This is a genomic window from Klebsiella sp. CN_Kp106, from assembly GCF_040064575.1.
GTDB lineage: Bacteria > Pseudomonadota > Gammaproteobacteria > Enterobacterales > Enterobacteriaceae > Klebsiella > Klebsiella michiganensis.
Genome location: NZ_JBEAIG010000007.1, coordinates 30,403 through 56,521 on the forward strand (window position 1 = coordinate 30,403; position 26,119 = coordinate 56,521).

At 54.3% G+C, this 26,119-nt stretch carries 23 protein-coding genes and 1 pseudogene; 13 read left to right on the forward strand and 11 right to left on the reverse strand.

Features of this window, described 5'->3' with window-relative positions; all coding sequences use genetic code 11:
• Positions 1-86: 86 nt before the first annotated feature.
• Positions 87-1,175: a 4-oxalomesaconate tautomerase gene (locus tag ABLU96_RS05375; protein WP_064405562.1), complete on the reverse strand. Its 1,089-nt coding sequence runs from the start codon at positions 1,173-1,175 to the stop codon at positions 87-89.
• Positions 1,176-1,333: 158 nt separating this feature from the next.
• Between ABLU96_RS05375 and ABLU96_RS05380 the strand changes: the two genes are divergently transcribed.
• Complete coding sequence (locus ABLU96_RS05380; RefSeq protein ID WP_004131117.1) at positions 1,334-2,260, forward strand: LysR family transcriptional regulator; 927 nt, start codon at positions 1,334-1,336, stop codon at positions 2,258-2,260.
• Positions 2,261-2,659: 399 nt separating this feature from the next.
• On the forward strand, positions 2,660-3,484 hold the full coding sequence (locus ABLU96_RS05385; RefSeq protein ID WP_014228723.1) for a transporter substrate-binding domain-containing protein: 825 nt from the start codon (positions 2,660-2,662) through the stop codon (positions 3,482-3,484).
• A 4-nt stretch (positions 3,485-3,488) separates the two neighbouring features.
• On the opposite strand, the gene ABLU96_RS05390 is transcribed toward ABLU96_RS05385, so the two are convergent.
• Positions 3,489-4,898 (reverse strand): MmgE/PrpD family protein, encoded by a 1,410-nt coding sequence (locus ABLU96_RS05390; protein ID WP_064405563.1) that lies wholly within the window; start codon positions 4,896-4,898, stop codon positions 3,489-3,491.
• A 142-nt stretch (positions 4,899-5,040) separates the two neighbouring features.
• Here ABLU96_RS05390 and ABLU96_RS05395 point away from each other — a divergent pair, with 142 nt between their 5' ends.
• The 5 genes from ABLU96_RS05395 (at position 5,041) to ABLU96_RS05415 (ending at position 9,180) form a co-directional block, all read left to right on the forward strand.
• Positions 5,041-5,712 (forward strand): amino acid ABC transporter permease, encoded by a 672-nt coding sequence (locus tag ABLU96_RS05395; RefSeq protein WP_025106197.1) that lies wholly within the window; start codon positions 5,041-5,043, stop codon positions 5,710-5,712.
• 13 nt (positions 5,713-5,725) lie between these two features.
• Positions 5,726-6,391: an amino acid ABC transporter permease gene (locus tag ABLU96_RS05400; protein WP_014228720.1), complete on the forward strand. Its 666-nt coding sequence runs from the start codon at positions 5,726-5,728 to the stop codon at positions 6,389-6,391.
• A 16-nt stretch (positions 6,392-6,407) separates the two neighbouring features.
• Complete coding sequence (locus tag ABLU96_RS05405; RefSeq protein WP_064405565.1) at positions 6,408-7,187, forward strand: amino acid ABC transporter ATP-binding protein; 780 nt, start codon at positions 6,408-6,410, stop codon at positions 7,185-7,187.
• A 15-nt stretch (positions 7,188-7,202) separates the two neighbouring features.
• Entirely contained in the window at positions 7,203-8,168 is a 966-nt protein-coding gene (locus tag ABLU96_RS05410) for an aminotransferase class IV (protein ID WP_064405567.1), read from the forward strand.
• A 433-nt stretch (positions 8,169-8,601) separates the two neighbouring features.
• Positions 8,602-9,180 carry a TetR/AcrR family transcriptional regulator gene (locus ABLU96_RS05415; protein ID WP_004849617.1) on the forward strand — a complete coding sequence of 193 codons (579 nt, stop codon included), beginning with the start codon at positions 8,602-8,604 and terminating at the stop codon, positions 9,178-9,180.
• Here the strand turns inward: ABLU96_RS05415 and ABLU96_RS05420 are convergent.
• A pseudogene (locus ABLU96_RS05420) lies at positions 9,156-10,251 on the reverse strand (iron-containing redox enzyme family protein). The gene ABLU96_RS05415 and the pseudogene ABLU96_RS05420 overlap by 25 nt on opposite strands.
• A gap of 213 nt (positions 10,252-10,464) precedes the next feature.
• On the opposite strand from ABLU96_RS05420, the gene ABLU96_RS05425 reads away from it, so the two are divergent.
• The 4 genes from ABLU96_RS05425 to ABLU96_RS05440 all read left to right on the forward strand — a co-directional run bounded on the left by ABLU96_RS05425 (position 10,465) and on the right by ABLU96_RS05440 (position 14,162).
• Entirely contained in the window at positions 10,465-11,367 is a 903-nt protein-coding gene (locus tag ABLU96_RS05425; protein WP_014228716.1) for a DMT family transporter, read from the forward strand.
• A gap of 44 nt (positions 11,368-11,411) precedes the next feature.
• Positions 11,412-12,551, forward strand: coding sequence for an MFS transporter (locus ABLU96_RS05430; protein ID WP_064405568.1), 1,140 nt, complete (start codon positions 11,412-11,414; stop codon positions 12,549-12,551).
• A complete protein-coding gene (locus ABLU96_RS05435) occupies positions 12,524-13,753 on the forward strand; it encodes an aminotransferase class I/II-fold pyridoxal phosphate-dependent enzyme (RefSeq protein ID WP_048263155.1) in 1,230 nt (409 codons plus the stop codon). The genes ABLU96_RS05430 and ABLU96_RS05435 overlap by 28 nt, the downstream gene beginning before the upstream one ends.
• Before the next feature lie 217 nt (positions 13,754-13,970).
• A complete protein-coding gene (locus tag ABLU96_RS05440; protein WP_048263158.1) occupies positions 13,971-14,162 on the forward strand; it encodes an aromatic amino acid transport family protein in 192 nt (63 codons plus the stop codon).
• Between the two features lie 191 nt (positions 14,163-14,353).
• On the opposite strand, the gene ABLU96_RS05445 is transcribed toward ABLU96_RS05440, so the two are convergent.
• From ABLU96_RS05445 to ABLU96_RS05465, 5 genes are all read right to left on the reverse strand, one after another.
• Complete coding sequence (locus ABLU96_RS05445; protein WP_047724135.1) at positions 14,354-17,434, reverse strand: efflux RND transporter permease subunit; 3,081 nt, start codon at positions 17,432-17,434, stop codon at positions 14,354-14,356.
• Positions 17,431-18,540, reverse strand: coding sequence for an efflux RND transporter periplasmic adaptor subunit (locus ABLU96_RS05450; RefSeq protein WP_049102213.1), 1,110 nt, complete (start codon positions 18,538-18,540; stop codon positions 17,431-17,433). The genes ABLU96_RS05445 and ABLU96_RS05450 overlap by 4 nt, the downstream gene beginning before the upstream one ends.
• Before the next feature lie 75 nt (positions 18,541-18,615).
• Complete coding sequence (locus ABLU96_RS05455; RefSeq protein WP_025106190.1) at positions 18,616-19,230, reverse strand: TetR/AcrR family transcriptional regulator; 615 nt, start codon at positions 19,228-19,230, stop codon at positions 18,616-18,618.
• Positions 19,231-19,608: 378 nt separating this feature from the next.
• A complete protein-coding gene (locus ABLU96_RS05460; RefSeq protein WP_064405573.1) occupies positions 19,609-20,616 on the reverse strand; it encodes an NADP-dependent oxidoreductase in 1,008 nt (335 codons plus the stop codon).
• A 166-nt stretch (positions 20,617-20,782) separates the two neighbouring features.
• Positions 20,783-21,607, reverse strand: a complete 825-nt coding sequence (locus ABLU96_RS05465; protein ID WP_064405575.1) for an oxidoreductase — start codon at positions 21,605-21,607, stop codon at positions 20,783-20,785.
• A gap of 216 nt (positions 21,608-21,823) precedes the next feature.
• Between ABLU96_RS05465 and ABLU96_RS05470 the strand changes: the two genes are divergently transcribed.
• Complete coding sequence (locus tag ABLU96_RS05470; RefSeq protein ID WP_014228707.1) at positions 21,824-22,384, forward strand: TetR/AcrR family transcriptional regulator; 561 nt, start codon at positions 21,824-21,826, stop codon at positions 22,382-22,384.
• 42 nt (positions 22,385-22,426) lie between these two features.
• Here ABLU96_RS05470 and ABLU96_RS05475 read toward each other — a convergent pair whose 3' ends face one another.
• The gene (locus ABLU96_RS05475; protein ID WP_064405600.1) at positions 22,427-23,266 is read right to left on the reverse strand and encodes an AraC family transcriptional regulator; all 840 of its coding nucleotides are present in this window, start codon (positions 23,264-23,266) and stop codon (positions 22,427-22,429) included.
• 200 nt (positions 23,267-23,466) lie between these two features.
• Between ABLU96_RS05475 and ABLU96_RS05480 the strand changes: the two genes are divergently transcribed.
• Entirely contained in the window at positions 23,467-24,774 is a 1,308-nt protein-coding gene (locus ABLU96_RS05480) for an alpha-glucosidase/alpha-galactosidase (RefSeq protein ID WP_025106186.1), read from the forward strand.
• A 184-nt stretch (positions 24,775-24,958) separates the two neighbouring features.
• Here the strand turns inward: ABLU96_RS05480 and ABLU96_RS05485 are convergent, their stop codons facing one another.
• Positions 24,959-25,321, reverse strand: a complete 363-nt coding sequence (locus tag ABLU96_RS05485) for a RamA family antibiotic efflux transcriptional regulator (RefSeq protein WP_032749715.1) — start codon at positions 25,319-25,321, stop codon at positions 24,959-24,961.
• Positions 25,322-25,411: 90 nt separating this feature from the next.
• Entirely contained in the window at positions 25,412-26,002 is a 591-nt protein-coding gene (locus tag ABLU96_RS05490) for a TetR/AcrR family transcriptional regulator C-terminal domain-containing protein (RefSeq protein ID WP_064405602.1), read from the reverse strand.
• Positions 26,003-26,119: the final 117 nt, after the last annotated feature.

Genomic DNA, 26,119 nt, shown 5'->3' on the forward strand with positions numbered 1-26,119 from the left:
CGACATTATTTTTTTAGGTACAGAGTTATGTAGCAACTACACGCGAGAGGACATCAGTATTGCACCGCATTAATGATATAAAATATTTATAATTCCTCCGCTAAAACATATTCCGGGACGCAAACCGTGCCTTCAAATAATTTACGGGAGGTTCTAATCACTGCGGCACGCGTTTTCTCAATATCATCTCCCTCTTTGAGTAAAGATACGGAAATTTTTCCGCTCGGATGTTCAATATTAATAATATTGGTATACGGCGTCCTCGGCTGGTCGGCCACAATGTGATGGGCCACCGATCCTTCAATTATCGTGGCCGTGGATATGCCGATAGAGCCCGTAATAGCCAGTGATTTATGGCAGGTATGAGGCATAAAATAACGAACTCTGATGGTCCCGCCTGTGCCGGGCGCGCTCAGCAGAACCGGTTTTGGGATCACTTTATCGGCGACATCGCCCAGCCCCATTTTCGCACCTGCCTTGCGCCGGATCGTTTCCAGCTTATTCATAAACGCGCGATCGGCATCGAGGTCGGCCGGTGATTCGTCTCCCGTTTTGCCCATCCGCTCTGCCCTAATCAGCACCATCGGCATCGCCATATCAATGCAGGTGACTTCCACATTATCAATCACATCAACGACGTTACCGGTTGGCAGCAGCTTTCCCGTCTTGCATCCGGCGGAGTTAAGGAAAGTCAGGCCAATCGGCGCAGCGCAGCCGGGAACGCCATCAATGTGCGTATCGCCTTCATAGTTGACATAAAAATTCGGCGTTTGTACTTCCGCATCAACCAGCGTACCGGTATTCAGGTTGCGGATTCGCACTGTCGTCACCGGACTTTGCGCCTTAACCAGGCCTTTTTCAATCGCGAAGGGCCCTACGGCACAGAGCATATTACCGCAGTTAGGCGTGGTATCGACGCGGCGCTCGTTGACCATCACCTGAACAAATAAATAGTCGACGTCAGCATCCGGACTGTCCGAGGGGCTAACAATCGCGACTTTACTGGTTTGGGGGCTGCCGCCGCCAATACCATCAATTTCAAGTTCGTGACCCGCGCCCATTAAGCCCAGCAGCACAGCATCGCGTTCTTCAATTTTTGTCGGTAAATCACTGGCCAGAAGCACCGGGCCTTTCGAAGTACCGCCACGCATCAGTACACAAGGAATCTTTAACATTATGTTTCTCGTTTCACGCATTGATAAGAGCAATGTCAGGATTCCACAGACGAATACATAATGCTAATGCCAATAAAACCAACCATTAATACGTTTTGCGTATAAATAGCGGTTAGGTTAGTGTGTTTGCATCGCGATAAAGTCTGGAGTGAAATCTCATGCTGCACGATCTTCAAGGTATACAAGCGTTTGTTAAAATTGCAGAAATTGGATGTTTCACAAGAGCATCACATTTTCTTCACACATCTCAACCGGCGTTAACCCGCCGGATTAAAAAACTTGAAGAGCAGCTGGGAGCTACGCTATTTGAACGGACAACCAGAAACATTAAACTCACGGCTGTAGGCAGAGAGTTTTTACCTAAGGCAAAGAATTTAATAGATTTTTATGAAAGCTCGATCCTGAGTATTAAAGAAATGGCCACCCATCAAAGCGGCGTTGTCACCCTGTCCTGCCTCCCCACCGCGGCGTTCTATTTCCTCCCTTCGGTCATCAGGGACTATAACAATCACTACCCCAATATCCGTATCCGTATCCTCGAGCATAGCGCCAGCGATTGTCTTGAAGCCGTCTTAAACGGTGACGCAGATTTCGGCATAAACATGATAAACATCACACATCCCAATATCGATTTCTCGCCGCTGGTCAATGAACCTTTCGTATTAGCCTGCCGACGGGACCACGAATTGGCGCAGAAATCGCTGATCTTATGGGAAGACCTGGCCAACTTCAGGCTTATTGGCGTTAGACGTTCAAGCGGTAACCGCTCGCTGATCGATCAAGCGCTGGAGAATATGGACTGGAAGCCCAACTGGTTCTATGAAGTCAGGCATCTGTCGACGTCGCTGGGTATGGTAGAGGCCGGGCTTGGCGTGGCGGTGGTCCCCAGTCTGGCCATGCCGACCGATGAGCATCACATTCTTGTCAGCCGTCCGCTCGTTGAGCCGGTTATTCGCCGCACGCTCGGTCTCGTGCTGCGCAGAGAAACGGCGCTGAGCCCTGCGGCGGAAAAGTTCAGGGAGATGCTATTACAACTCTGGTCACAGGATACAAGCAGCCCGTGGATAGGGAAATTTACCCGGTAGAGCCGCTTTTATCTTCTGCACTCTAGCGCCTGACGCTGCGCGAGGGACGCGGCGATATCATTTTCAGGCCGGGACGCGCTCGTCTGGCAATTATTGTCGATCGTTTATAAGCCTGGCTGTCAGAAGTGATATTTTTAACGTCCCGGCAAACTATGACTCCCACCAGGTCGGAATTTTTATATTCGGCGACGGAAATAAAGTACCTTAGAACAATAGCGCATTAAGTTATGAATAATATGTGCAACGCGCCGTAATTTAAGCGAAACCGGTTAGGTATCAGCAAATAACATTCGGGCATGAGTTAAACCAAAAAATAATAATGCACTGATAACAAACTCCGTTATCGTGTTCGCGTAATACGTTGTTTTTCAGAAATGACTTTCTCATCAGGGTAAAAATATGCCAACAAAAATTCATAAATTGCTGTTGTCGCTGGCGATCGCCGCCGCGCCTTTTTTCAGCCATGCCGAAGAGTCCACCTGGGATCATATTAAGCAATCGGGCGAACTGCGCGTCGGCGTCGCGCAGGGAGAACCGTGGTATTTCAAAGATCCAGCCACCGGTCAGTGGAACGGCATTGGTTATAACGTGGGTAAAGTACTGGCAAAAGATTTAGGCGTAAAACTGGTGCCGGTGGAGACCACCTGGGGAAATGCGGTCGCCGCGCTGCAGGCCGGGCAGATTGATACCATGCTGGTGCTGGACCCCACCGATGAACGCCGCAAAGCCGCCGACTTTTCCGACCAGCCTTTCCTCTGGTATGCGCAGGGGGTCCTGATCCGAGACGGCGTGAAGGCCGAGAGCTGGGAAGATCTCAATCGCCCGGATATTAAGATTGGCGTCACGCTCGGCAGCAGCCCGGATCTGATACTGACCAAAAAATTACCCAAAGTGCAGCTGGTGCGCTTTACCAATATGGATGAAGGCGTCGCAGCCTTCTACGCCGGACGCGTCGACGCCCTCTCGTACGTTCACCCGGCGCTGGCTCTGCAGCAGGCAAAAGTGCACAAAGGCAACCTGATTCTGCCAAAACCGATTATTGCCATCAGCACCGGTGGCGCGCTGCGCAAAGAGAGCGATCCCCGCTTCCGCAACTTTCTGAATGAAGAGTTTGCCAAAATTTACCAGTCGGGACAGAGCAAACAGTTTTATGAAGACGCCCTTAAGCTACGCGGTGTGGATATCAGCAAAGTGCCCTCGGTGATTAAAGAAGAGTGGAAATAAGCGACTACTCTCCTGGCGCGGACAGAAGCGGCGAGATTGCCGCGCCAATGTCCGCGCAGCGTTCCATATCCAGCAGAGCGTCAATCAGCCGCGCTGCCCGCGGCGCGCTGAGGCGTGATGACAGGTTGGCCACGCATTTATCAACGATCCGCTGTTCCGGCAGCGGATTTTCTGCACACCCCGGCGGGAAGTCGATACGCTCCCCGGCGATCGTCCTTCCCTTTACCACAATGTCCACGCGCGCGGCGGGACGGCGATGCTGCAGCATCAGCTGTTCAAAGGTCTCATCGGCGATGATTTCAACCCGGTCAGCGAAGGCAAGGAGTGGCGCCGCGCCGCGCGTCCGATCGCTGCTCCACTGATGACGCGCGATTTTAAACGCCAGGCAGGCTATCGCCAGCGGCAGACTGAACTGCGCATCGGTATTGCTGACGGGACGCGCGTCGGCGAAAAAACGCGCCAGGGTAAAACTACCGTAAACGCGAATCCGCTCAATCGACTCTGGCGACGGAATACGGTCCAGCAGACGCTCAAACGACGCCAGCGCCGTATGCATCCAGCGACATACCGGATAGTCTTTGAAACTGGCGTGCCTGAGCTGCCAGTGCATCGCCAGATGATCCGTCAGCCGTTCTGGCTGAAAGCGGTCGGAGCCTGACATCCGCCAGAATCCCTGTTCACCATCGAGTATCTCGCGCGGCCCCACTATCCCCGCGAGGTGTAGCTCCACCGCGCGTACGCCGGCCTCTGCCGCCGGCGCGTTGTAATCCTTAAACGAAACCAGTGGACGCGCCTGCCAGTTGTATTTATGCAACGTGGGCAAAGGGGTTAACGAGGCGGCCAGTCCCAGGCTATTTTCCAGCCCCGCGGCATCGCAGCCGCGCAGTAAACCATACGCCACCGCCGCCCCCAGCGATTCGTGCTGGCACACGCCGTACACTTGTTGAAACCGTTCAGGACTCGGCTGCTGAGAGATAATCACGCGGCTGTTGATTTCCCAGGCCGCCACCAGAGAGGTCAGCAACGCCCCGCCGCTGACCGGCCCGCCCTGGCCCACCGCGGCCAGCGCCCCGGCCACCAGCGTGGCGCCGGGATGCCCCATCCCCCGCCCGGCGACTTCAAAACCATCATCATAATCCAGCGCGTTTATCGCAGCGGCGTTGAGGAACGCGGCGCCGCTGGCGGAGAGCGGAGTTCCACCGTCGAGCACCGCGCTTTTGCCGGTCGCGTACTGGCTACGAATAACCCGCGCGCTTTTCCGCAGCACGCTGTCTTCGCAGCCGGCAACGCCGCAGCCCAGGCTATCGATAAAATGCAGAGCGATCCTGGCTTTCACCGACGCCGGTATCGCAGCCGGGGTGAGTTCGCCGGCAAAACGCGCCAGCGTAGCGGTTAAGGAATCAGAGTTTGGCATTGCTTTCTCGCGTAAATATTTATAACCAAAAGAGATAATAGCAATGGTTTTTATTATTTAATTATCACATTTCGCTACTGCTAAGATGATGTCGTTCTAAAACCATCACCATCGTTTTGCGTTTTTCAGGGGTTCCAGAACTATGTCGTATCAATGGGATTTTGCCGCCATCTGGCCATATCGCATGCTGTTGCTGGAGGGGCTGTGGGGTACCATTCAGATCGGCGTCACCAGTATTTTATTCGGCATGCTGGCCGGCATTGCGCTGGCGTTGATGAAGGCCTCGCCGCTAACGTTCTTCCGTCTTCCGGCGCTGATACTGATCGGCTTTTATCGTAATACTCCCGCTATCGTCCACTTCTTCTGGATCTACTACGCTCTGCCAGTCGTCAGCCCGCTGACGCTCTCGCCGTTTGCTGCCGCGGTACTGGCGCTCTCCGCCCAGTCGGCCGCGTTTTATGCCGAAGTTTACCGCGGCGGCATCCAGTCGATCGGCGCCGGACAATGGGAAGGCGCGAAGGCGTTGGGCATGTCGCGCGCCACCGCGCTCCGCCGGGTCATTTTCCCTCAGGCGCTGCGCAGAATGATTCCTCCTTTCCTTGAGCGTTCTTTCGAACTGCTCAAATCCACCGCCCTTGCTTCGTCTCTGGCGTACAGCGAGCTGCTGTATCAGGCGATGCAAATCAACAGTCAGACTTACCGGCCCCTGGAAGTGTATTCGCTTATTGCGGTGATGTACTTCACTCTGCTGCTGATTATCAGCCAGGGCAGCCAGCTGCTTGAACGACGCCTTGCCGTCTCCGACTCACGTTAACGAGAGAACAACCATGCATTATCAGTGGGACTTTTCCCTTGTCTGGCAAAACTTGCCGGTACTGCTGAAGGGACTGGGCGTTACGCTGGAGCTATGGCTGCTGGCGGGAATTGTCGGCACGCTGATCGGGCTTGCCGTTGGCGTCGTCCGTGCCCGCGGGCCGCGCTATTTTTATCCCCTTACCAGCGCCTTTGTCGAGGTGTTCCGCAATACGCCGGTGCTTATCCAGCTCATCTGGTTCTACTATGCCTTTCCGGTGCTGGTGGGCATTCAGTTTTCCACTTTTGGCGCCGCCGCGCTGGCGTTAACCCTGTACACCGCCGCCTACAGCACCGAGATTTTTCGCGCCGGGCTACAGTCCATCGAACGCGGGCAGTGGGAAGGGGCAAAAGCCTTAGGCATGCCGCCGGGCGTGATGCTGCGGCGTATTATCCTGCCGCAGGTATTTCGCCGTATGTTGCCAGCCCTGACAAACCGCATGATTGAACTGGCGAAGGTGACCTCCCTGGCCTCGATTCTCACGGTTAACGAACTGATGTATCAGGGCAGGCTGCTAAGCAGTACCTGGTATCGCCCGGTGGAGATTTTCACCGTCGTCGCCCTGCTCTATTTTGTGCTGATCTGGCCCGGAAGTTACCTGGCGGCACGTCTGGAGCGCCGCTACCGTCCACATCCTTAATATGATGAGAAAGGCCATGTCAGAGAAAAAAGTCGTCATGCGGATACGCGCCCTGCACAAACGCTTTGGTGCGCAAAGCGTGTTACAGGGCATCGATTTAGATATCTATGCCGGTGAGAAAATCGCCATCATTGGCGGCAGCGGCTCGGGTAAGAGCACCCTGCTGCGCTGTCTGAACTTTATGGAAATACCCAGCGCTGGCACCGTAGAACTGGACGGCGTTACCCTCGGTAAAATCGACAGCCGCGGTCAGCGGCGCTATAGCGAAAAACAGCTGAGCGATGTTCGCCAGCGCGTGGGGATGGTGTTTCAGCAATTTAATCTCTTCCCGCATCTGACGGTGCTGCAAAATGTCAGCGAAGCCCTGATATCGGTGAAAAAGATGCGTCGCGAAGAGGCGATGCGCGTTGCCCACGCGCAGCTGGAAAAAGTGGGGCTGGGCCATAAGCACCAGGCCTGGCCCGGCAGCCTGTCCGGCGGTCAACAGCAGCGCGTCGCTATTGCTCGCGCCCTGGCAATGGCGCCAGAGATAATATTGTTCGATGAGCCCACCTCGTCCCTCGACCCTGAACTCGTGGGGGAAGTGCTGCATACCATCCGTGAACTGGCAGATGAGGGGCGGACGCTGCTGCTGGTCACTCATGAGCTGGGCTTTGCCTGGCATTTCGCCGATCGGGTGATTTTTATCGAAAACGGCGTGATTCATGAAATGGGCACCCCGGAAGAGGTGCTGCGCCATCCGCGCCAACCGCGCACCCAGGCCTTCCTTTCCCGTTTCGCTGAACGGGCATTTTAACCGCAAGGAAACATGATGAGTTTAGCTCTCTCCGCTCAAAGCAGTCAGGCGTACCTGCAGGATACGCGCAACGACAATGTGCAGGTGTACGTCAACGGCGAATTCGTTCACCGCGATCGCGCCACGGTTTCCGTTTTCGATTCCGGCTACGTCTGCGGCGACGGGATCTGGGAGGGGCTGCGGCTGGTGAACGGCAAGCTGATCGCCCTTCAGGCGCATCTCGATCGCCTGTTTGCCGGGGCGGCCGCTATCCAGCTCAATATCGGCCATAGTCGTGAGGAGCTAACCAATATTATGTACAGCACGCTGAAGATCAACGGTATGACGGACGGCGCCCATCTGCGGCTCATGATCACCCGCGGCAAAAAGCGCACGCCAAATCAGGACCCGCGCTTTATCCTCGGCGGCGCCACTATCGTCTGCGTGGCGGAATATAAGGTTGTGGATGAACAGGCCAAACGGCGCGGCCTTGCCCTGTTAACCTCGACCTATCGTACCAGCGCGCCGGATGTTTTCGATTTGCGTCTTAATTCCCACAGCCGCCTGAATTTGATCCAGGCGCTATTGCAGGCGCTGGACGCCGGCGCAGATGAAGCGCTGATGCTGGACCCTCATGGGTTTGTCGCCAGCTGCAATTCCACCAACTTTTTTATCGTACGCCAGGGCGAGCTGTGGACCTCAAACGGCCTGTACTGCTTTAACGGTATTACCCGCCACACTATCTTGTCACTGGCGCGCCAGCAGGGCCTCGGCGTGCAGGAAAGATCCTTTACTCTTGCCGAAGCCTTCACTGCGGACGAAGCTTTTGTCACCGGAACGCTGGCAGGTATTACCCCGGTAAACAGGCTCGACGGCAGGCGCTTCGACCTCAACGAAAATCCGGTGACCCGACGTATCAGCGACTGGTATCAGGACTATTTACAGCAGGCGGAGTCGCCGCCCGCCGACCATCGCCGGACGAAAAAAAACCCGCAGAGATAGCGCGGGTTGATTCAAATGCAAATCCATTGACTGCAAATAACATCACAATAACCAGGCGTTATTTTATGATGTGCATCACAAAAACATCACCCCCTGTTCGGGGGGGATGCTGACTTCTCCCGGGCCTCTCTTTATCCTCCCCGCGCGCAGCGTGGAGGGCTAAGGGCATAACGTGACGGCCCAGCGCAGCCCTGATTCGCGTAGCGCAAAGATCGCCTGAGGGATTTTTGCTTTTTTTGCAGCCGGATGTAAGAATCGACAACAATTTTTATGGGTCAACGCGTTCACTGATGCCGCTCACCGCAGGGGCTGGGATATCGGCCATCGGGATGACATTGCGCATACGTCGTTGCAGCGTGCCGCCCGCCATATCAAATGAATGACTGCTCGCTACCAGAAACCCTCTGTATTACTTCATTCCACGGGAAACAGTATGAAGCCAAAACAAGCGGAAATTATCCGCCAGTCAATGTCTCTGTTTAACAAAGAGGGGTATCAGTCGCCGAGTATTGACCGGATATCGGAGAATGCAGGCATCTCCAAAATGACCTTCTACCGCTACTATGCGGATAAAGAGGCGCTCATTCTTGATATTTTACAGCAGAAAGAGAGTGAGTTTATGCAGGCGCTGCAGGAGATTACCGCCGATAAACCTTCGGGCCGCGAGAAGCTGTTTGCCGTCTTCGAATATTACAATAACTGGTTCACCTGTGAGGATTTCCACGGCTGCATGTTCACCCGCGCCCTGTTTGAATATGGAACCTCGTCTTCCGCTATCCGGGCGACATGCTCACGGTTTAAATCGCGCCTCTACCAGTTTTTCCGCGACATTCTTACCCTGCTGTTAAAACCGGAACCTGCGGAACGGGTGGCGATGATGATGCTCATGCTGATTGACGGCGCCATTGCCGCTCAGCAGGCGGAGTCCTCGGAATGCCGGGAGATCCCTCCCGGAATAACGGCCTGGAGCGCGGCAAAAGCGCTTATTTATTCAGAGGGCGGCACCCTCTGACTCGCGTTCAACAACGGTACGTAACGCCTCCAGCAGACAATCGTAGTAATCGCAGCAGGTCTGAAGACGCAGCGCTGCGCCAACGTAGACCTCCTCCAGCGCAGCCGGGTTTTTATTGCCGATCGGAACGATAACGTTATTCAGCCACCCATCGGCGTGACCGATATCAACCTCGATATGTTCCGCGTAATAATGCACGTCGCGATCCGTAAGGCCAATGCGACGGCACCCGGTCACGAGCTTCTGGTACTGCGGCGGGTCCAGCAGTTCCGTCATCGCCATCACGCCGAGCGATTTGTAGTAATGCTGACGGTTAACGCCGCCCAGCATGAACGCGTTATACCCGGCGAGCCCCTGCCAGTCATACAGATGGGCGAAATGGTTTTCAGGTAGCGCAATATCTCTGCGCTTCAGCAAATCCTTATACAGATTAACGTGCGTAAACTCCTGGCTGCCCTGGCCTATTTCATCCCAAAGGTTCTGGGCAATTTCTGCACGCGTTTCTGGCAGAGAGCCGACCAGCCCCATCGCGACCAGATCGAAAAACAGCAAATTGAGCGCGCTATCGCTTTTGAAGAAATAGTCTATTTGCGTAGCAGAGGCGGAAGAGGAGAGGAAATCAAAGAGGGGATGGTGCGAAGCCGGGTGTTTCTGACATAAATGACGGAGTTCCTCAACGATATTCCCGGCGTCAAGCGCGGGTATCGGGAAACTGAAACGTTTTTTTTCCACCCGGAGCCATTCTGATTCGATGTAGCTTCTGATCCCGCAGAGTAATGGATGAAACTGGTTTTTTGCCGCCGCCGATAGCGGCTCCGCCAGCCACGCCTGGTAGAGTTTAAACAGCGCGCTGTGGGCACGTTTTTTCGCTTGCGGATTGTTGGCGGTAAAAGCCTTAGTACAGGTATTTTCGGTCAGGTACCAGGCTCTGTCCGCCAGTAGCGGATTGGCCGTCAGTTTCAGTGAAAGCGCGTTGCTGTGAAGAAGCTGGTCAATCATGTCATCCAGAGAGAGCCTGGCCATTGCGGAATGTTGTTCGTTCCCGGTGAAACCATTTTCTGTCTTACGCATTGATTTATCCCTGTTTAATGCATGGTATGTATACGTTATCGTACAGACAAATATGCTGCAATCAGATTTTTTGCACACAGGTAACTAATTTTTAAACACATGATTTAAAATAAAAAAATAATAAAATCCCCCAATAACCATAAAATTTAATTGATATATTAAAAAAAATAAAGTTACCATTTAGTACAGTTCTAAGCGATGCAAGGAATGAGCATGCCTTACCTGTTACTCACGCTGGCGGCCCTGTTTTGGGGAGGGAATTATGTCGTAGGGCATATTCTCGTTCAGGGCGCGGATCCGATTCTCATGACCGAAGCGAGATGGGCGTTGACCGCACTACTGCTGGTATTGCTGTATCAGCGTCAAATCCGCGACAGTCGGCCGTTGTTCCGCCAGAATGGCGCAACGCTGCTGGTTCTAACGCTGTGTGGACAGGTGAGCTTTCCCTTAACCCTCTATATTGGTCTGCAGTCGACGTCTGCGCTGAACGCGGCGATTTACATGTCTGCGACCCCCTGTATGGTGCTGATGATTAATCGCCTGATCTTCCATGACCGGGTATCGGCGCGGAACTGGTGGGGCGTGATCTTTAGTACCGCAGGGGTGCTGCTGCTCCTGCTGCATGGCAACCTGAGCAACGCAGAGGGGCTAAAAGGGTTTAGCCAGGGCGATCTGTGGGCAATGGGCTCGGCGCTAAGCTGGGCAGTATACTGCTCGCTGTTGCGTAACAAAGATCGTCGTATCCCCGCCAATGCTTTCGTCGCCGTCAGTTCGCTTCTTGGCGCCCTTATTCTGCTTCCGGTGGTGATTTTCTGGCTGTGGCTGCACCCCGCCACCTCATTCGCCGCCTACCACGATATCGCTTTCCTTACTGGACTGGCGTATCTGGTGATTTTCCCCTCATGGCTGGCCTACCTGTTCTGGAATAAAGGCATCGCGGCTATTGGCGCGACTCGCGGTGAGATTTATACCCATATTATTCCGCTTTCCGGCGGCATATTAAGCATTGTGTTTTTACATACCCAGCCGCATCTCTATCATTTACTGAGCTCGCTGTTAATTTTGACCGGAATCGCGATTTGCTCATTCGCTAAAAAAGCAGCGGCGTATTCATAAATAATAATCTAACGTTTTAACCCATATTCACCGAAGAGTTTAATATGCTCAGGATATACTTATACCTTATTCTCGCCGCATCGGTTTCCGCGCTGGCGACAGATATGATCGTGCCCGCGCTGCCCCTATTACAAAAAGCGTTTAATACCGATTATTCGGCTATTCAGTTAACCATTAGTGGTTTTCTGGTGATATACGCGGCGAGCCAGTTATTATCAGGATTTCTTGGCGAAAAGTTGGGTAAATTACGCGTACTGACGGCCAGCTTTTTGCTTTTCCTCGCGGGCAGCCTCCTCTGTTTTATGTCCGATAGTTTAATGATGCTGTTGGCCGGCAGGGCATTACAGGCCCTGGGCGCCGGCGCCGGGCCGGTCCTGTCTAAAGCTATCGCTAAAGAGACGTTCTCCCCGCTAACGCTCAAGCGCGCGCTTTCCGATATTTCTTCCGCCAGCGCGGTGGTTCCTCTTATTGCGCCGCTGGCCGGCGCCGCACTCCTCGGCTATCTGAGCTGGAATTGGATATTCCTGGTTATGGCCCTGTTTAGCGTCGTCACCCTTGTGCTCTCTCCGCGTCGCCTTGAGCAGCATGATGCGGTCGCGGCGCCCTCCTCTTCCGGGTTTATCACCCCGGCATTTATTCAGGGAACGCTGCTGGTTTCGCTGATTCTGAGTTCGCTGTTTTGCTATATCTCGCTGTCGCCGGCCATTTTTATGCAGCAGCTGGGGCTAAGCACCATGCACTACTCGTTGCTCTTTTCTGCTTCCGTATTATTTTTTATTATTGGCAATCAGATCGCCAAATTCGAGCGAATAATTAACCCGTGGATTTTATTTATCCTGAATGCGCTGGCGGTTACCCCATTTATTATCGGCAGCCACTCACTACTATTATGTATCGCCGGATCGATGGTTTTTAACCTCACCCTTGGCGCCTATTACCCGAGCGCGAATTTTATCGCGCTGCAAATCAAAGGCAGCAAAACAGGTATTGCGGCGTCCGTCACCGGATTTATTCAAACGGTGAGCGCCGGCGCCATCAGCTATTTCGCCGTAAAACTAACGGATACCGGTATGGGGTTTGACAGAACCCTCGGTGCAAGCACGTTAACGCTGGCAATTCTGTCTCTTCTGGTAGTCACGACAATGAAGGTAACGCAATGGAAAACTGGCAAAAAAGGAAAATAGACAGGTCGCTAAAATATCAGACCCGGGTATTCTCTGAACATATTAATGAACTGGTCGCGGTAAAAAGGGACGGTAAGGTCATCACCCTCGAAGATGGCAGAAAAATGGTGGAATTTGTCTCATGCTCTTATCTTGGGCTAGAGACTCACCCGGCGCTGAAAAAAGCGGTTGTCGACGCCATTGAGCGTTTTGGCGTGCAGGTTTCTGTCGCCAGAACGCGGGTAAAAGTCGATCTGTTCCCGCAGTTGGAAGCACGACTGAACGACATCATGCATGGGGCTCATACTCTGACGTTTAACGCCGTGACCCCTTGCCATATCGCGGTGCTGCCGCTGCTGGCATCCGGGACGCTGCCGCATTTTACGTTCAGCAAAAAACCCTACTTTATTATGGAGAAGACCGCGCACGCGACGTTGCAGATCAACCGCGGGCTTTTACAGCAGTTTGGGGAAGTCGTCAGAATTGATTTTCAGGATAAGGCGCGGATTGAAGAGGCTTTTCGCTATGCGGCCAGCCAGGGTTTAACGCCGATCTCGGTATCCGACAGCGTAGGCTCAATGGGCGGCGTCGCCCCCGTCGCGCATATTGTCCGCCTGGCGCATCAGTATGACGGCTACGCGTATATAGACGATGCGCACGGCACCTCTATCTACGGAGAGTACGGTTCCGGATACGTTATGTCATGCCTCGGCCATCGGCTTGACGAGCGTATTATTATCGCCGGCTCGCTGTCTAAAGCCTTTGGCTCACACGGCGGATTTATCGCCTGTCGCGACGCTGAGACCATCAAATTTATTAAGACCTACGGCACAACCTACGCCTTTGGTGGGCCGCCTTCATTGCCTGGAATTGCCGCCTGCGTAGCCGCCGCCGATCTCCACCTGGACGGCACCGTCGCTGCCCGCCAGGAGAAGCTTCAGAACGTCATTCGCTATTTTGACGAAGTTTTCGGCAAGATCGACATCGTTAACCGGGGTACGACGATGCCGATTCGGGGGATCCTGATTGGTAACGAAGATCTCGCCATCACGATGTGCAAAAAACTGCACGATCGCGGCTTCGCGACGACCGTGGCGATGTATCCAACCGTTGAAGAAGGGCACGCCATTCTGCGCTGCGCATTGTCGGCGCTCCACGAGAGCGGGCAAATCGACGACTTCCATAAAAACTTCAGAGAATCATTGGCTGAAGCCACGAAATAAATAGCTGCTGCCGGCCTGCTTCGGCAGGCCGCCTACGGATGCTGGTCTCTTTTGGATGTATTGCCGTTTTAGCCTCACTGATGTCAGCCTCAATCGGTTTGAGTGATTATCTCGAGGATATGCTGAACAAAATTAACCGTCGGGGCTCACGCCCGCTGGCCATATTTTGACCTATTTTCCTGCCGCGCTAGCCTCTATTTTTGCCCCGCAAGGATTTTTGTCTGCCCTGGCCTTTGCCGGCATCTCGCTGGTGCTGTGGAGTATATTATTGCCGCCTTATTTACTCATTAAGGCCAGGCGTTCCGCACTGCCGGCGGTATATTTTTTCCCGGCAAGTAACTTCATCCTGAAAATGATTATTGCCGTTGGAGCCATACTCTGGCTACGGATGATTTACGCTTTTCTTTAATAAAAAAGAACCGGGATAACCCGAATATTCAAAAACTCCCGGTTTTACCAATCTGACAGCCGAACAATACACCATGGGACCCAATATTCATCGCTATATTCAGGCGTGATGAAAAGCGCCGCGGACTGCGGCGCTTTTCTCTACTTTCGGACGGTCATGCCAGGCGTTCGTTGAGCAGGCCGGCGAGCGCCTTAATGTTGTTCAGCATGGCGCCGGGCTTCAGGACGGATCCTGAACCAGATCGCATACATGGCGGGCAAGAACACCAGCGTCATGATGGTTCCCCCCAACGTCCCGCCAATCAGGGTATAGGCGAGCGTCCCCCAGAACACCGAATGGGTCAGAGGAATGAACGCCAGAACGGCGGCCATGGCCGTCAGTAAGACGGGCCTGGCTCTCTGCACCGTCGCTTCGATGACCGCATGGTACGGATCGAGACCTTCTTTCTCATTATGGTGAATCTGCCCGATAAGAATCAGCGTATTACGCATCAGAATGCCCGAAAGCGCAATCAGCCCGACGAGGGCGTTGATACCAAATGGCTGATTGAAAAGCAGCAGCGCGGGAACCACGCCGACAAGCCCGAGCGGAGCGGTAAGAAATACCATAACCATGGCCGACATTGAGCGCACCTGCACAATGATGATCAGCAGCGTCAGGGCGATCATGATGGGGAACAGCGGCGCCATCGCCCGGGTGGCTTTAGCCGATTCCTCAATCGACCCCGCCATTTCGATGCGGTACCCTGGCGGAAGCGAGTCCACAATCGGCTGCAGCTGTTTCATGATGGAGGCGGAAACGTCCGGCGGCTGAAGATTGTCGGCAATATCCCCCCGCACGGTAATCGTGGGCGTTCTGTCGCGGCGACGCAGTAAAGGATCTTCCATTCTGACCTCCACCTTCCCGATTTGCGCGAGCGGGATGCGCTGGCCCGCATTGCCGACCAGGCTAAACCCCTCAATTTTGGCCGGATCCAGACGTATATCCCCCGCGGCGCGCCCCGTCACCTGCACCGAGCGAATATCTTCCCGCACGGCGGTGATGGGAATGCCCGATAGCAGGAACTGGAGCTGCTGAGCAACGGCATTGGACGTTAAGCCGGTTGCCTGTAGACGGTCCTGATCGAGGGTGAAATGCAGTGTCGGCACGCGCGATCCCCAGTCGGTGTTGACGGTCCTCATCATCGGGCTTGCCTGCAGCACGCCCTTAACCCGGTCCGCGATGTCGCGCAGCGTATCGGTATCCGGCCCCATCACTCGCCAGGCGACCGGGAAAGGGGAATACGGGCCAAACACCAGCTGCGTCACGCGAACGCGTGCTTCAGGCGCCAGTCCGCTGGCCACGGCTTGCCGCAGCCGCAACTTGAGCGCATCGCGTGATGCCTGGCTGTCCGTCAATATCACTATTTTGGCAAACGACGGGTCGGGGAGTTCGGGGGCCATCGCCAGGTAAAAACGCGGTGAACCCTGGCCAATGTAGGCGGTAACTATCCTGGCTTCCGGCTGTTTTTCCAACCAGTCCTCTATTTTGGCCGTTGCCGCGCTGGTCTGCTCAATCGAGGTGCCATAGGGCATCTGCACTTCAACGAGCACTTCCGGGCGGTCAGAGGTGGGGAAAAACTGTTTTTTCACCAGCCCCATCCCCATGACCGCCAGCGCGAAAAGCGCAATGACGGAACCGGCCACCAGCCATTTCCTGGCGATAACGCGGGTCAGCAGGCGGCGAAAGCGGTTATAGCGCGGCGTGTCATAGATGGCGGTATGCCCCCCTTCTACCTTTGCGATATCCGGCAGCATTTTCACCCCCAGATAAGGGGTGAAAACAACGGCGACCAGCCATGAGGCAATCAGGGCGAGGCCAACAATCCAGAACATATTGCTGGTGTATTCCCCGGCGGTGGACTGGGCGAAACCATTCGGCATAAAGCCGATAGCCGTGACCAGGGTACCGGCCAGCATGGGCGCGGCGGTATGGCTCCAGGCGTAGGCGGAGGCTTTGATTCTGTCGTAGCCCTCCTCCATTTTCACCACCATCATTTCGATGGCGATTATCGCGTCGTCAACCAGTAAGCCCAGCGCAAGAATCAGGGAGCCCAGCGTCACGCGGTCAAAGTTGATACCGGCGGCCTCCATCACCACAAAAACAACCGCCAGCGTCAGGGGAACCGCCGCCGCGACCACGACCCCCACGCGCCACCCCATGCTGACAAAACAGACCACCATCACCACGAGCAGGGCGACGAAGAATTTGATCATAAACTCATCGACTGCGGCGCTGATATTCACGGACTGATCGGTGACTTTCGTCAGGGTCATCCCCAGCGGCATACTGGCATTGATTTTTGCCGTTTCGGCATCCAGCGCTTTACCCAACGCCAGCCCATTCCAGCCTTCACGCATCACGATCCCCAGCAGCAGCGCAGGTTCATGTTGGTTACGAATCTGCAAAGTGGGCGGATCTTCATAACCGCGTTCTACCGTTGCCACATCGGACAGCTTGAGCGTTTTACCCTGAGCAATAAATGGCGTATCGCGGATCTTCTGCAATTCATCGAAAGCGCCATCGAGGCGGATAAAGATCTGCGCGCCGCGCGTTTCAATTGAACCTGCCGCGGTTAATGCGTTCTGGTTATTCAGCGCATTGAAAATATCCTGCGGCGAGAGCCCCATGGTAGCCAGACGCTCATGGGAGAAGGAGATATAAATCCGTTCGGCCTGTTCGCCGATAATATTGACTTTCTTGACCCCCGGGACGTGCAGGAGCTGCTGGCGTAACGTTTCGGCATCGCGGACCAGCAGGCGCTGCGGTTCTCCTTTCGCTTTCAGCGCAAACAGGGCGAAAGTGACGTCGGCAAATTCATCATTTATCATCGGCCCCGTCACGCCGGCGGGGAGGTTTCTGCTTTCATCGCCAAGCTTCTTCCGCGCCTGGTAGAACTCTTCCTGCACCTGTGATGGCGGCGTATTGTCCTGGAGTGAGAGCGTGATAAAGGCCATGCCGGGCCGGGTATAGGTTTCCGTGCGGTCATACCATTTGAGCTCCTGCAGGCGTTTTTCCAGCGGCTCAGCCACCTGATCCTGCATCTCCTGCGCGGTCGCGCCGGGCCAGACGGTGATAACCGTCATTTGCTTAACCGTAAAGGGGGGATCCTCCGCTCGCCCGAGGCCAAAAAAGGCGTAAATACCGGCGATAGTCACCAGAATAATTAAAAACAGCGTGACCGAGCGCTCGCGCACCGCAAGCGCTGACAGATTAAAGCGGCCCTGGCTCATGGTTTATCCCCCGTCCGGGCCGTATCCGGTTGCCCGGCCAGGCGGACAGCCTCGCCCTCGTGCAGAAGATGCGCCCCTAGCGCAACGATCTTCTCACCGGGCTTCACCTCGCCCGTTACCTGCGCCGCCTCCTCGCCCACGCTCAGCACCTTGACGGGCTGCCATGCGACCCTGGCTGGCTGCGCGGAGATCCGCCAGACGCCCGGTCCCTTACCCGCATCATAAAGCGCGGCCAGCGGCACCTGCATGACCTGGCTTTCCCCACTCTGTTTTTTGATGTGCAGCGTTACTGTCGCCCCCAGCGGCGCGTTGGCTAACGGGCCTTCCAGCACGTACCGCGCCTCAAAGGTACGGGTGGTGGCATCGGCGGCATCGGAAAGCAGGCGCAGTTTTGCGGCGACGGGCTGCGTTTCGTCGCCATAGCGCGTCGCCAGCGCTTCGCTGCCGATGGCGGGGCGCAGCGTCTCCGGCAGCTGTACCAGCGCCTCTCGCTGCCCCGCTCTGGCCAGCCGGATCACCGCCTGCCCGGCACTGACAACCTGACCGGGTTCGGCAAGCGTCTCCATCACCACGCCGTCAGAGTCGGCCAGCAGCACGGCATAGCCCGTGGCATTTTGCGCCACGTTTGCCTGCGCCTGGGCTGCGCTGAGATCCGCTTTCGCGGAATCTGCCGCCGCTTTAATCTGGTCATACTCCGAGGCGGAGACTGCGCCAGCGCCAACGAGGCCACGGTAGCGCGCCTCATCGCTGATGGCTTTTCGCGCCCGCGCCCTGGCGGCGTCAACGGCCTGTTGCTGAGCCACGGCCTGCAGCTTCAGGTCGGCGGGATCCAGCCGCATCAGCGGCTGACCGCGCTTAACGGTCTGGCCAGTATCAACAAAGCGTTCAAGGATCTTACCCTGCACTCTAAAACCAAGATCGCTTTGCGTTCTTGCCACCACCACGCCGGTATAGGTGCGAGAGGTATCGTGCGCGAGTGCTACGGATGCGGATCTGACGAGCGGCGGCTGGGTGCGCGGATCGTCACTCGAGGCGTTATCACCGCAGGCCACGAGGGCCAACGGCAGAAGACAAGCGGCAAAGCGGGCTGAATGAAGCCTGAGCATGGGAAACCCTTAATCAAATAACAGGATGGTTTCCGCATTCTCAGACTAGTGACCAATAAAGTCAATGGTCACAAATCAGGGGGCCAGGCTTCTTAAAATCAGCGACGAGAGAAGAACCGCCGCCGTTGGGGCCGTTTCGAGATTAAACTGCAGTTGAACAGGATTGATGAAGGGGCACATCACCATATATATCGCATAAGTGGCTTCATCAAGGGGGGTTTTCCTTTCGAACTCCCCGGCCTGCCTGCCTTCGACAAGAATGCTCTCAATCAGCTTTAACAGCCGTTCCGCATACCTTTCTGTTGAAGGCCACTTCTCCCGCGAGGCGACGGCGGCAATATCGTAGAGTTTACGATCGTGAAAAAAGAGTTCGCTCCCCGCTTCGGTGAGCGCCCGGAAGAGGCGGCGTAATTTTTCGCTGGCTGACGGCGCGTCAGCCACCGCTGAGAGTACCGCGGCCATGATCATTTCCAGGCGGTTAGCGCAGATCACTTCGCCGATAGCCTGTTTGGATTCGAAAAACTTATAGATATAAGATTTTGAAAAACCGATAGATTTAGCCAGCTCCGCCACGGTGGTTTTTTCATAGCCGTAATGCCCGAAATGCTCAAAGGCAGCGTCGACGATTTGCTCCCGGACGCTGTGATCGAGCGGGCCGCGTGATGGTGGGACGTTCATATTCTTAGTCATTTTTTCAGCTTAGCGTGATGCGCCTTGATTGACAACAAGTGACCATTTTAGAATTAAGTCACGATTTCGACTTGTTTCAGGATCGCGCAATATCATCCTCACAGGTGACGGCACCTGCCCGGAGCGTCCGCGTCAGGCGACATACGCTGTTGGGCCAGATTCGGATGCTCCCCGAGCAAAATTGTATCAGACAAAATCCTTTGCCAACAAAAGCATCGGCTCACCTATGACAGCTTATCTCAATGATGGAAGTGAACGCTACGGCGTGACGCCCGCTTTTCTCAGCGGGCTAAGGCCGTCCTCAGGGCGCTCCCGATGGAGAGTAAGGACGACGGATTTAAACGAAAGTGTTTTTGTTGAAGCGGAAAACCGCTGCGGTTATGACCCAGACACCCTAACGACCACCTTTCCCTTAGCATGGCCCCGGGCAAGATAGTCCAGCGCCTCCTTTGTTTCGGCAAAGGGAAACACCTTGTCGATCGCAGGCCCGATCTGCCCGGATTCGATGAGTTGGCTAATTTGCGCGAGCTGCTCGCCATCGGGGCGGACAAATAAAAACGAATAGCTAAGACCCCGCACTCGTGTAAGACGCAGGATCTTTCGGCTCATCAGCGCAAAGATAAAACGCAAAAAGAAATTTAACCCCCGGTCACGGGCGAACGCGGCATCCAATGGTCCGGTGAGGGAAACAATCTTGCCACCAGGCTTGAGTATTTTAACGGCTTTTTCAATCGAATCTCCCCGGAGAGTGCCGAGTACAATATCGTAGCCGCTCAGCACGTTTTCAAACGCCTGCTTTTTGTAGTCAACCACCTCATCTGCGCCAAGACGACTCATCCACGCAAGGTTGCCTGAACTTGTGGTCGTTCCCACCTTTGCGCCAAGATGCTTTGCCAGCTGGATCGCGAAACTGCCTATTCCCCCGGACCCCGCCGGGATGAACACCTTCTGCCCTGGCTGCAGTCCGGCTCTCTCTGTCAGCGCCTGCCAGGCGGTGAGACTCACCATCGGGAGCGACGCTGCCTGTTCGAAATCCAGGTTTGCGGGTTTCATGGCGGCGAGATTTTCAGGTACTCGCACAAATTCGGCAAGAGAACCGGTTCCCCTGTCGAAAATACTGGCGAAGATTTCATCGCCTGGCTTAAAACGCGTCACGCGGCTTCCCGTTGCCACAACCACCCCGGACAAGTCGCTGCCCAGCGTTGCGGGAAGTTTAAAAGACAAAATCGGTTTGAACAGGCCGCCAGGAATCACGTTATCAATGGGATTCAGGCCAACGGCGTAAACTTTAACCAGAAGTTCATCAGCCGCGGGGGTGGGATAATCGACGTCATCAAATCCCAGCGCCGGGGATTTACCGTAGCGTTTAAACGTGAAGGCTTTCATGGTGCTGGTTTCCTGGTATTTGTCCTGATATGTTTTCTGGCGCCGCTATTGCCGAGTAAAAAAGCGGTTCCCAGTAACGGCTCGATAAATACGGCAAACAGAATTTGCCCGTTAGCATATCCTTCACGCCGCTCGACGATGCCTGACGCGGCCAGTCGCGAAAATGTCATGATGACTCTCTCGCATCAAGCTGAAGGCTGTTGCGCACGACCTTATCCAGGATTTTTGCAGGCGCGAATCGGAGAATGAAATTCAATTTACCGGCCAGCGCTCCTGCCGTGTAGCGGATCTTGGGCCGTAGAGCCTGGGCCGCTTTAACCACCACCTTAGCCACAACCTCCGGACTTTCCGCTTCGGCCATTGCCTTACTGACCACTTTCGTCAGCTTAGCCCGGATAAGGTCATACTCTTCCAGCTTTGCATCCGCTTCTCTGTTATTGGCTTCAAACTGCGTTTTTATGTAGGCAGGTTCGATCACGGAAACCCTGATGCCCTGGGTGCGCAGTTCATGGTCGAGTGCTCCCGTGTACCCTTCGACCGCATGCTTGCTGGCCGCATAAAGCGCGACATACGGCAACGGCACGACCCCGAGAATTGAACCGATATTGATGATGCGCCCGCTGCCCTGATGGCGCATATGAGGGAGCACAGCCCGCGTCAGCCTGACGATGCCCAAAAAGTTGGTATCGAAAATGCTCCTGGCCTGTTCAATAGAGCTTTCTTCCGCGGCGGCAGGCGCGACCCCAAAGCCCGCATTATTGACCAGAAGATCGATCCGCCCTTCCAGGCGCAGCAGATCGTCAATAGCGGCCCCGACCGAAGCATCGTCAGTCACATCAAGCGTCAGCAGCGGAAAGCGGTGTGTACCCGCCTGAGAGCCACGCCGACTGGTGCCATAAACCTTATAACCCGCCGCTAAAAGTTGATGGGCCGTCGCTTCGCCGATGCCTGAAGAAGCGCCCGTCACCAGAGCCACACGTTTATTGTTCATTCTGAGTACGCTCTCAGGATGTTGTTCAGGTTAGCAAGCGTTATCGTTCCAGGTTCGTAGGGGTGAAATAAGGGGGAATTCGTCATGTTTATTCCTCTGCTGGGTAGCGGGTAAAGGCGCAGGATTAATGATGATGATCATCATCTATAAAGTCAACTGGTTTGATTATGATCATCATCAATGTATACTTAGCCTTTGTTTTGAGGGGGGTAAGCCATGAAAGTGTCAAAAGAGCAGGTTCGCGAAAACAGGATGCGAATCGTTGAAACGGCTTCAGAACTTTTTCGTGAGCGCGGTTACGACGGCGTAGGCGTAGCGGAGCTGATGTCAGCGGCTGGCTTAACCCACGGAGGGTTTTACAAACACTTTGGTTCCAAGGCCGATTTATTATCGGAGGCGATGCATTGCGGCTTTACGCGTTCGGCAGAACGTACGGCCGATGTGAGCCGGAAAACGTTTGTGGAGTATTACCTCTCCCGCCAACATCGTGATGACATGGCAAAGGGGTGTGTGATGTCGGCTCTGGGTAGTGACGCCGCGCGTCAATCTGAAGCCATTAAGGCAACCTTTGCGGCTGGCATTGAAGCTCAGCTGGCCACCTTAGCAAATGAGAAAGCCGCGGAAGGCCTTACGCGTGCCGACCTGATCGATACGATTGCGCATCTTGTCGGCGCGCTGGTCCTTTCCCGCGCCTGTCCTGATAGCTCCTCTCTGGCAGATGAAATTCTGGATGTTTGTCGATCGCGCATTCTCAATCAGGATACGCCCGCAAAATAGCGATCGCGCAGAGTCACCGCCGATGAGAATAAGCGCTGAACGTCATCTCAGCGCCTGCTGTTCAGAAAGGTATTTTTGCCGCCATTTAGCCGGAGATACGCCGTACAGCTTCCTGAAGGCTTTAGAAAAATGCAGCTGATTTTCATAGCCTACGGAAATGCCCACGACTTTAATCGCCGTAGCGCTGTTTTTCAGCAGGCTTACTGCGATGTTCATACGAAAATTTAGCAAGTATTCCTTAGGACCTATACCGTAGGCGCCTTTGAACAACCGGCAGAGGTAGCTGCGATTGATATTGCAATAGGCGGCCAGGCTATCAACCGTCAGATGTTCGTGGTAGCGATTTTCAATTTTTTTGATCGCCCTTTGCAGATGCCGGGTTTTGTCATCAGGGAGGGAAGCCTTTTCGCCGGGCCTATTGCTGATTAGCGAAGAAAAGAAGAGATAGCACAATCCCTGCACCTTCAGCGGATGTTCATCGCCATGTTCGACAATTTGCCGCAGGTAGCCAGAGGCGCTGGAGTCGTCTTTATTCAGGTTGGGGCGATAAACCGGAGATTGCCGACTAAGATGACACTCCTCGAAAATTCTGGCGGCAATCAGGCCATCGACCTCAAGCCACATATAATGCCACGGATCCCTATTATCAGCGCAGTAGGTTGTCACCTCATGGGGATGAATCAGAAACCCCTCCCCGGCGCCGACAGGAAAAGCGCCAAACTCACTGTAAAATGTGCCGGTTCCACTTATCACATAATGAAATAGGTAATGCTGGCGGACTGCGGGGCCAAAGCGGTGTCCCTTATGACAATTCTCCTCGCCGTACTGGTACAAATTCAATTCGATATTGTCGGTATGATTAAGGGTAAAAGTCTTGTGCATCAGTCGCGCTCTCTCTTTTTCACCCACGTTATCAGAGATGCCTGCAGTAAAGTCACCGCGTTTCAGCCAGATTCGGAGCTGGCTCACACTTTCATATCGACATCATTTTTCGCCATACCAATATCACATTTAGCCATATTTCCTGTTCATGCCGCAGCGTACATTCTGCCTGGTGAAAACAGCAGGAACGGAGAAATACCATGATTAAAGTGACATTTATGGGCGCAGGCAGCACCATTTTCGCCAGGAACGTACTCGGCGACATTATGACGACGCCGGCGTTGAAAGAGGTGGAGATTGCGCTGTACGACATCGACAGCGCCCGTCTCAATGAATCCCTCGCCATGTTGAATAATATCAACCGCAATACCAATGCGGGCAGAGCGAAGATCGCCGCCTACCTTGGCGTTGAGAACCGCCGCGCGGCGTTGAAAAACGCCAATTACGTGGTGAATGCTATTCAGGTTGGCGGCTACGATCCGTGTACCATCACCGATTTCACGATCGCGAAAAAATATGGTCTTCAGCAAACTATTGCCGATACCCTGGGCATTGGCGGTATCTTCCGCGCGCTGCGCACCCTACCCGTGCTGTTTGATTTCGCACGGGATATTGAAGCCGTGTGCCCGGACGCCTGGCTGCTGAACTACACCAACCCGATGGCCACGATAACCGGCGCCATGCTGCGCCATACGGAAGTGAAAACGGTAGGACTGTGCCACAGCGTTCAGGTGTGTGCTGAAACGCTGTTGAAAAGCGTGGATATGCCAACCGACGACGTGCAATTTCATATCGCGGGTATTAATCACATGGCCTGGCTGCTGGACATTCGCCGTCACGGCGAGGATTTGTACCCGGAAATCAAGCGCCGGGCCAGCGCCCTGCAGGGCAAGCATGATGATATGGTGCGCCATGAAATCATGAAAACTTTCGGCTATTACGTCACCGAATCGTCAGAGCACAACGCCGAATACATGCCTTACTGGATCAAACGCAGCTACCCGGAGCTGATTGAACGCTTCAATATCCCGCTGGATGAATATCCGCGCCGGTGTATTGAACAGATTGACCAATGGCAGCAGCAGAAAGTGTCGCTGACCCATGACACCAGCCTGACCCACAGCCGTACCCATGAATACGCGTCTTACATCATCGAAGCGATGGAAACCGATCGGCCTTACAAAATTGGCGGTAACGTGCTCAACACCGGCTTGATTACCAACTTACCTTCCGAGGCCTGCGTCGAAGTCCCTTGCCTGGTCGATGGCCAGGGCGTCACGCCATGCTACGTCGGCAATTTGCCGGAGCAGCTGGCAGCGCTGAACCGGACCAACATCAATACTCAGCTGTTGACCATCGAAGCGGCGGTGACGCGCAAACGCGAAGCCATCTACCATGCCGCCCTGCTCGACCCGCATACTTCCGCAGAGCTGTCGATCGATGACATCCGCAAACTGTGCGACGAACTTATTGAAGCACACGGCAGCTGGCTTCCCGCCTACCATTAATCGCTCTGCTGACCAGCAACCTCCTGATAACTCACCAGGCGCGGCGTTTTCCGCGCCGTTCCCCATGTTTACTCAAAGAACAGGAGGTTTTGTCTTTTCGGCGCTGTCTGTTTTTCTATTTTTTGATAAATCTCTTCGCATCGATTTTTCTGCGGCGGCTTTGCGAGGGCTATCGGAAAGGAGATTAAGATTCAGCCTTACCCGGTACGTAACAGGCTGTTTTGTTTTTCTTGCGATATTCACCGGGCGGCAAATGAAAATGACGCGTAAATAATCGGGTGAATGTTTGCTGCGAGTCATAGCCGTAGCGCAAACCAATACTGTAAATATTCTCATCGGTCTCGCGTAAATCGCGGGCCGCTGAGTCCAGTTTTTTATTACGGATATAGCGCCCGAGGCTCTCGCCTCTATATTGCAAGAACAAACGCTGCAGGTACCATTTGGAATACCCTGAATAACGGGCTATCTGTTCTATACGCAGTGGTTTATGTAAGTTATTGTCGATCCAGTCAATGATGACGGCTATCACTGCTTCGGAAATAAACATGTCGCCTCCCCTTCTGAATGCTGCCGGTTTTATCAAGATAGTTTTTGCGTAAGGTATGCACATCATGTTGTCACCGACACAGCGTGAAGCTCAGGGCACTAATAACCCTCTCATTATCAACGACAGACCGAATTCGAACGCAGTATCCGGATGGGGATAAACCAGCGATTCGATAGAGGGACTTCCTGGCGATGTCTTTGATAAAATTTGCTTACCATCACCGCCCGAGCGGGACTGCTCCTCTAATACGCATCCCAGGGTGTATTCACTCAGAGTGAGTAATATCATTGCGGCGTCGGCTTCAGTGAAACCGACGCGCGCAAGATACGCCACCTTGGGACGAAACGTATCCCCTCCCACCCGGGCCGGTGATGTCCCGGCATGTAACAGGGCGCCGTCCCGATGGGCGAGCAGAGCGCGCCGGAAACTACGGGCGTTTTCCGCCAGCCAGTTTGCCCATTCAGCAATGTCTTCGGGGACAGGCAGGGAATGGTGTTTGGCTAAAACCGCGGAAGCCATTTCTTCAAGTAAACTGGCCTTGTTCTTGAAATGCCAGTACAACGTCGCTGATTCCACCCCCAGTTTTTGTGCCAGCTTACGGGTCGTAATCGCTTCCAGGCCGACCTCATCTAATAATGCTAATGCTGCCTCAATCACCTGATCTCGCTGGATTTTCGCCATGATATTCCCCTTTATTGATGCATCAAACCGGCCAGTGGTCTGTGAAGCGCCATTTTGTCTGAACTCAGCGCCTGACGGAATCTTTAATGCAAATAAATCTATCATTGTTAGGTTTAT

What these genes read in the sequence shown, in the direction of transcription:
- ABLU96_RS05460 (WP_064405573.1), bottom strand. Translation starts at nt 20,616, where the DNA reads ATGAAAGCCTTCACGTTTAAACGCTACGGTAAATCCCCGGCGCTGGGA.
- ABLU96_RS05465 (WP_064405575.1), bottom strand. Translation starts at nt 21,607, where the DNA reads ATGAACAATAAACGTGTGGCTCTGGTGACGGGCGCTTCTTCAGGCATC.
- ABLU96_RS05485 (WP_032749715.1), bottom strand. Translation starts at nt 25,321, where the DNA reads ATGTTTATTTCCGAAGCAGTGATAGCCGTCATCATTGACTGGATCGAC.
- ABLU96_RS05490 (WP_064405602.1), bottom strand. Translation starts at nt 26,002, where the DNA reads ATGGCGAAAATCCAGCGAGATCAGGTGATTGAGGCAGCATTAGCATTA.
- ABLU96_RS05375 (WP_064405562.1), bottom strand. Translation starts at nt 1,175, where the DNA reads ATGTTAAAGATTCCTTGTGTACTGATGCGTGGCGGTACTTCGAAAGGC.
- ABLU96_RS05400 (WP_014228720.1), top strand. Translation starts at nt 5,726, where the DNA reads ATGCATTATCAGTGGGACTTTTCCCTTGTCTGGCAAAACTTGCCGGTA.
- ABLU96_RS05435 (WP_048263155.1), top strand. Translation starts at nt 12,524, where the DNA reads ATGGAAAACTGGCAAAAAAGGAAAATAGACAGGTCGCTAAAATATCAG.
- ABLU96_RS05455 (WP_025106190.1), bottom strand. Translation starts at nt 19,230, where the DNA reads ATGACTAAGAATATGAACGTCCCACCATCACGCGGCCCGCTCGATCAC.
- ABLU96_RS05395 (WP_025106197.1), top strand. Translation starts at nt 5,041, where the DNA reads ATGTCGTATCAATGGGATTTTGCCGCCATCTGGCCATATCGCATGCTG.
- ABLU96_RS05425 (WP_014228716.1), top strand. Translation starts at nt 10,465, where the DNA reads ATGCCTTACCTGTTACTCACGCTGGCGGCCCTGTTTTGGGGAGGGAAT.
- ABLU96_RS05475 (WP_064405600.1), bottom strand. Translation starts at nt 23,266, where the DNA reads ATGCACAAGACTTTTACCCTTAATCATACCGACAATATCGAATTGAAT.
- ABLU96_RS05445 (WP_047724135.1), bottom strand. Translation starts at nt 17,434, where the DNA reads ATGAGCCAGGGCCGCTTTAATCTGTCAGCGCTTGCGGTGCGCGAGCGC.
- ABLU96_RS05410 (WP_064405567.1), top strand. Translation starts at nt 7,203, where the DNA reads ATGAGTTTAGCTCTCTCCGCTCAAAGCAGTCAGGCGTACCTGCAGGAT.
- ABLU96_RS05480 (WP_025106186.1), top strand. Translation starts at nt 23,467, where the DNA reads ATGATTAAAGTGACATTTATGGGCGCAGGCAGCACCATTTTCGCCAGG.
- ABLU96_RS05405 (WP_064405565.1), top strand. Translation starts at nt 6,408, where the DNA reads ATGTCAGAGAAAAAAGTCGTCATGCGGATACGCGCCCTGCACAAACGC.
- ABLU96_RS05450 (WP_049102213.1), bottom strand. Translation starts at nt 18,540, where the DNA reads ATGCTCAGGCTTCATTCAGCCCGCTTTGCCGCTTGTCTTCTGCCGTTG.
- ABLU96_RS05380 (WP_004131117.1), top strand. Translation starts at nt 1,334, where the DNA reads ATGCTGCACGATCTTCAAGGTATACAAGCGTTTGTTAAAATTGCAGAA.
- ABLU96_RS05470 (WP_014228707.1), top strand. Translation starts at nt 21,824, where the DNA reads ATGAAAGTGTCAAAAGAGCAGGTTCGCGAAAACAGGATGCGAATCGTT.
- ABLU96_RS05430 (WP_064405568.1), top strand. Translation starts at nt 11,412, where the DNA reads ATGCTCAGGATATACTTATACCTTATTCTCGCCGCATCGGTTTCCGCG.
- ABLU96_RS05415 (WP_004849617.1), top strand. Translation starts at nt 8,602, where the DNA reads ATGAAGCCAAAACAAGCGGAAATTATCCGCCAGTCAATGTCTCTGTTT.
- ABLU96_RS05390 (WP_064405563.1), bottom strand. Translation starts at nt 4,898, where the DNA reads ATGCCAAACTCTGATTCCTTAACCGCTACGCTGGCGCGTTTTGCCGGC.
- ABLU96_RS05385 (WP_014228723.1), top strand. Translation starts at nt 2,660, where the DNA reads ATGCCAACAAAAATTCATAAATTGCTGTTGTCGCTGGCGATCGCCGCC.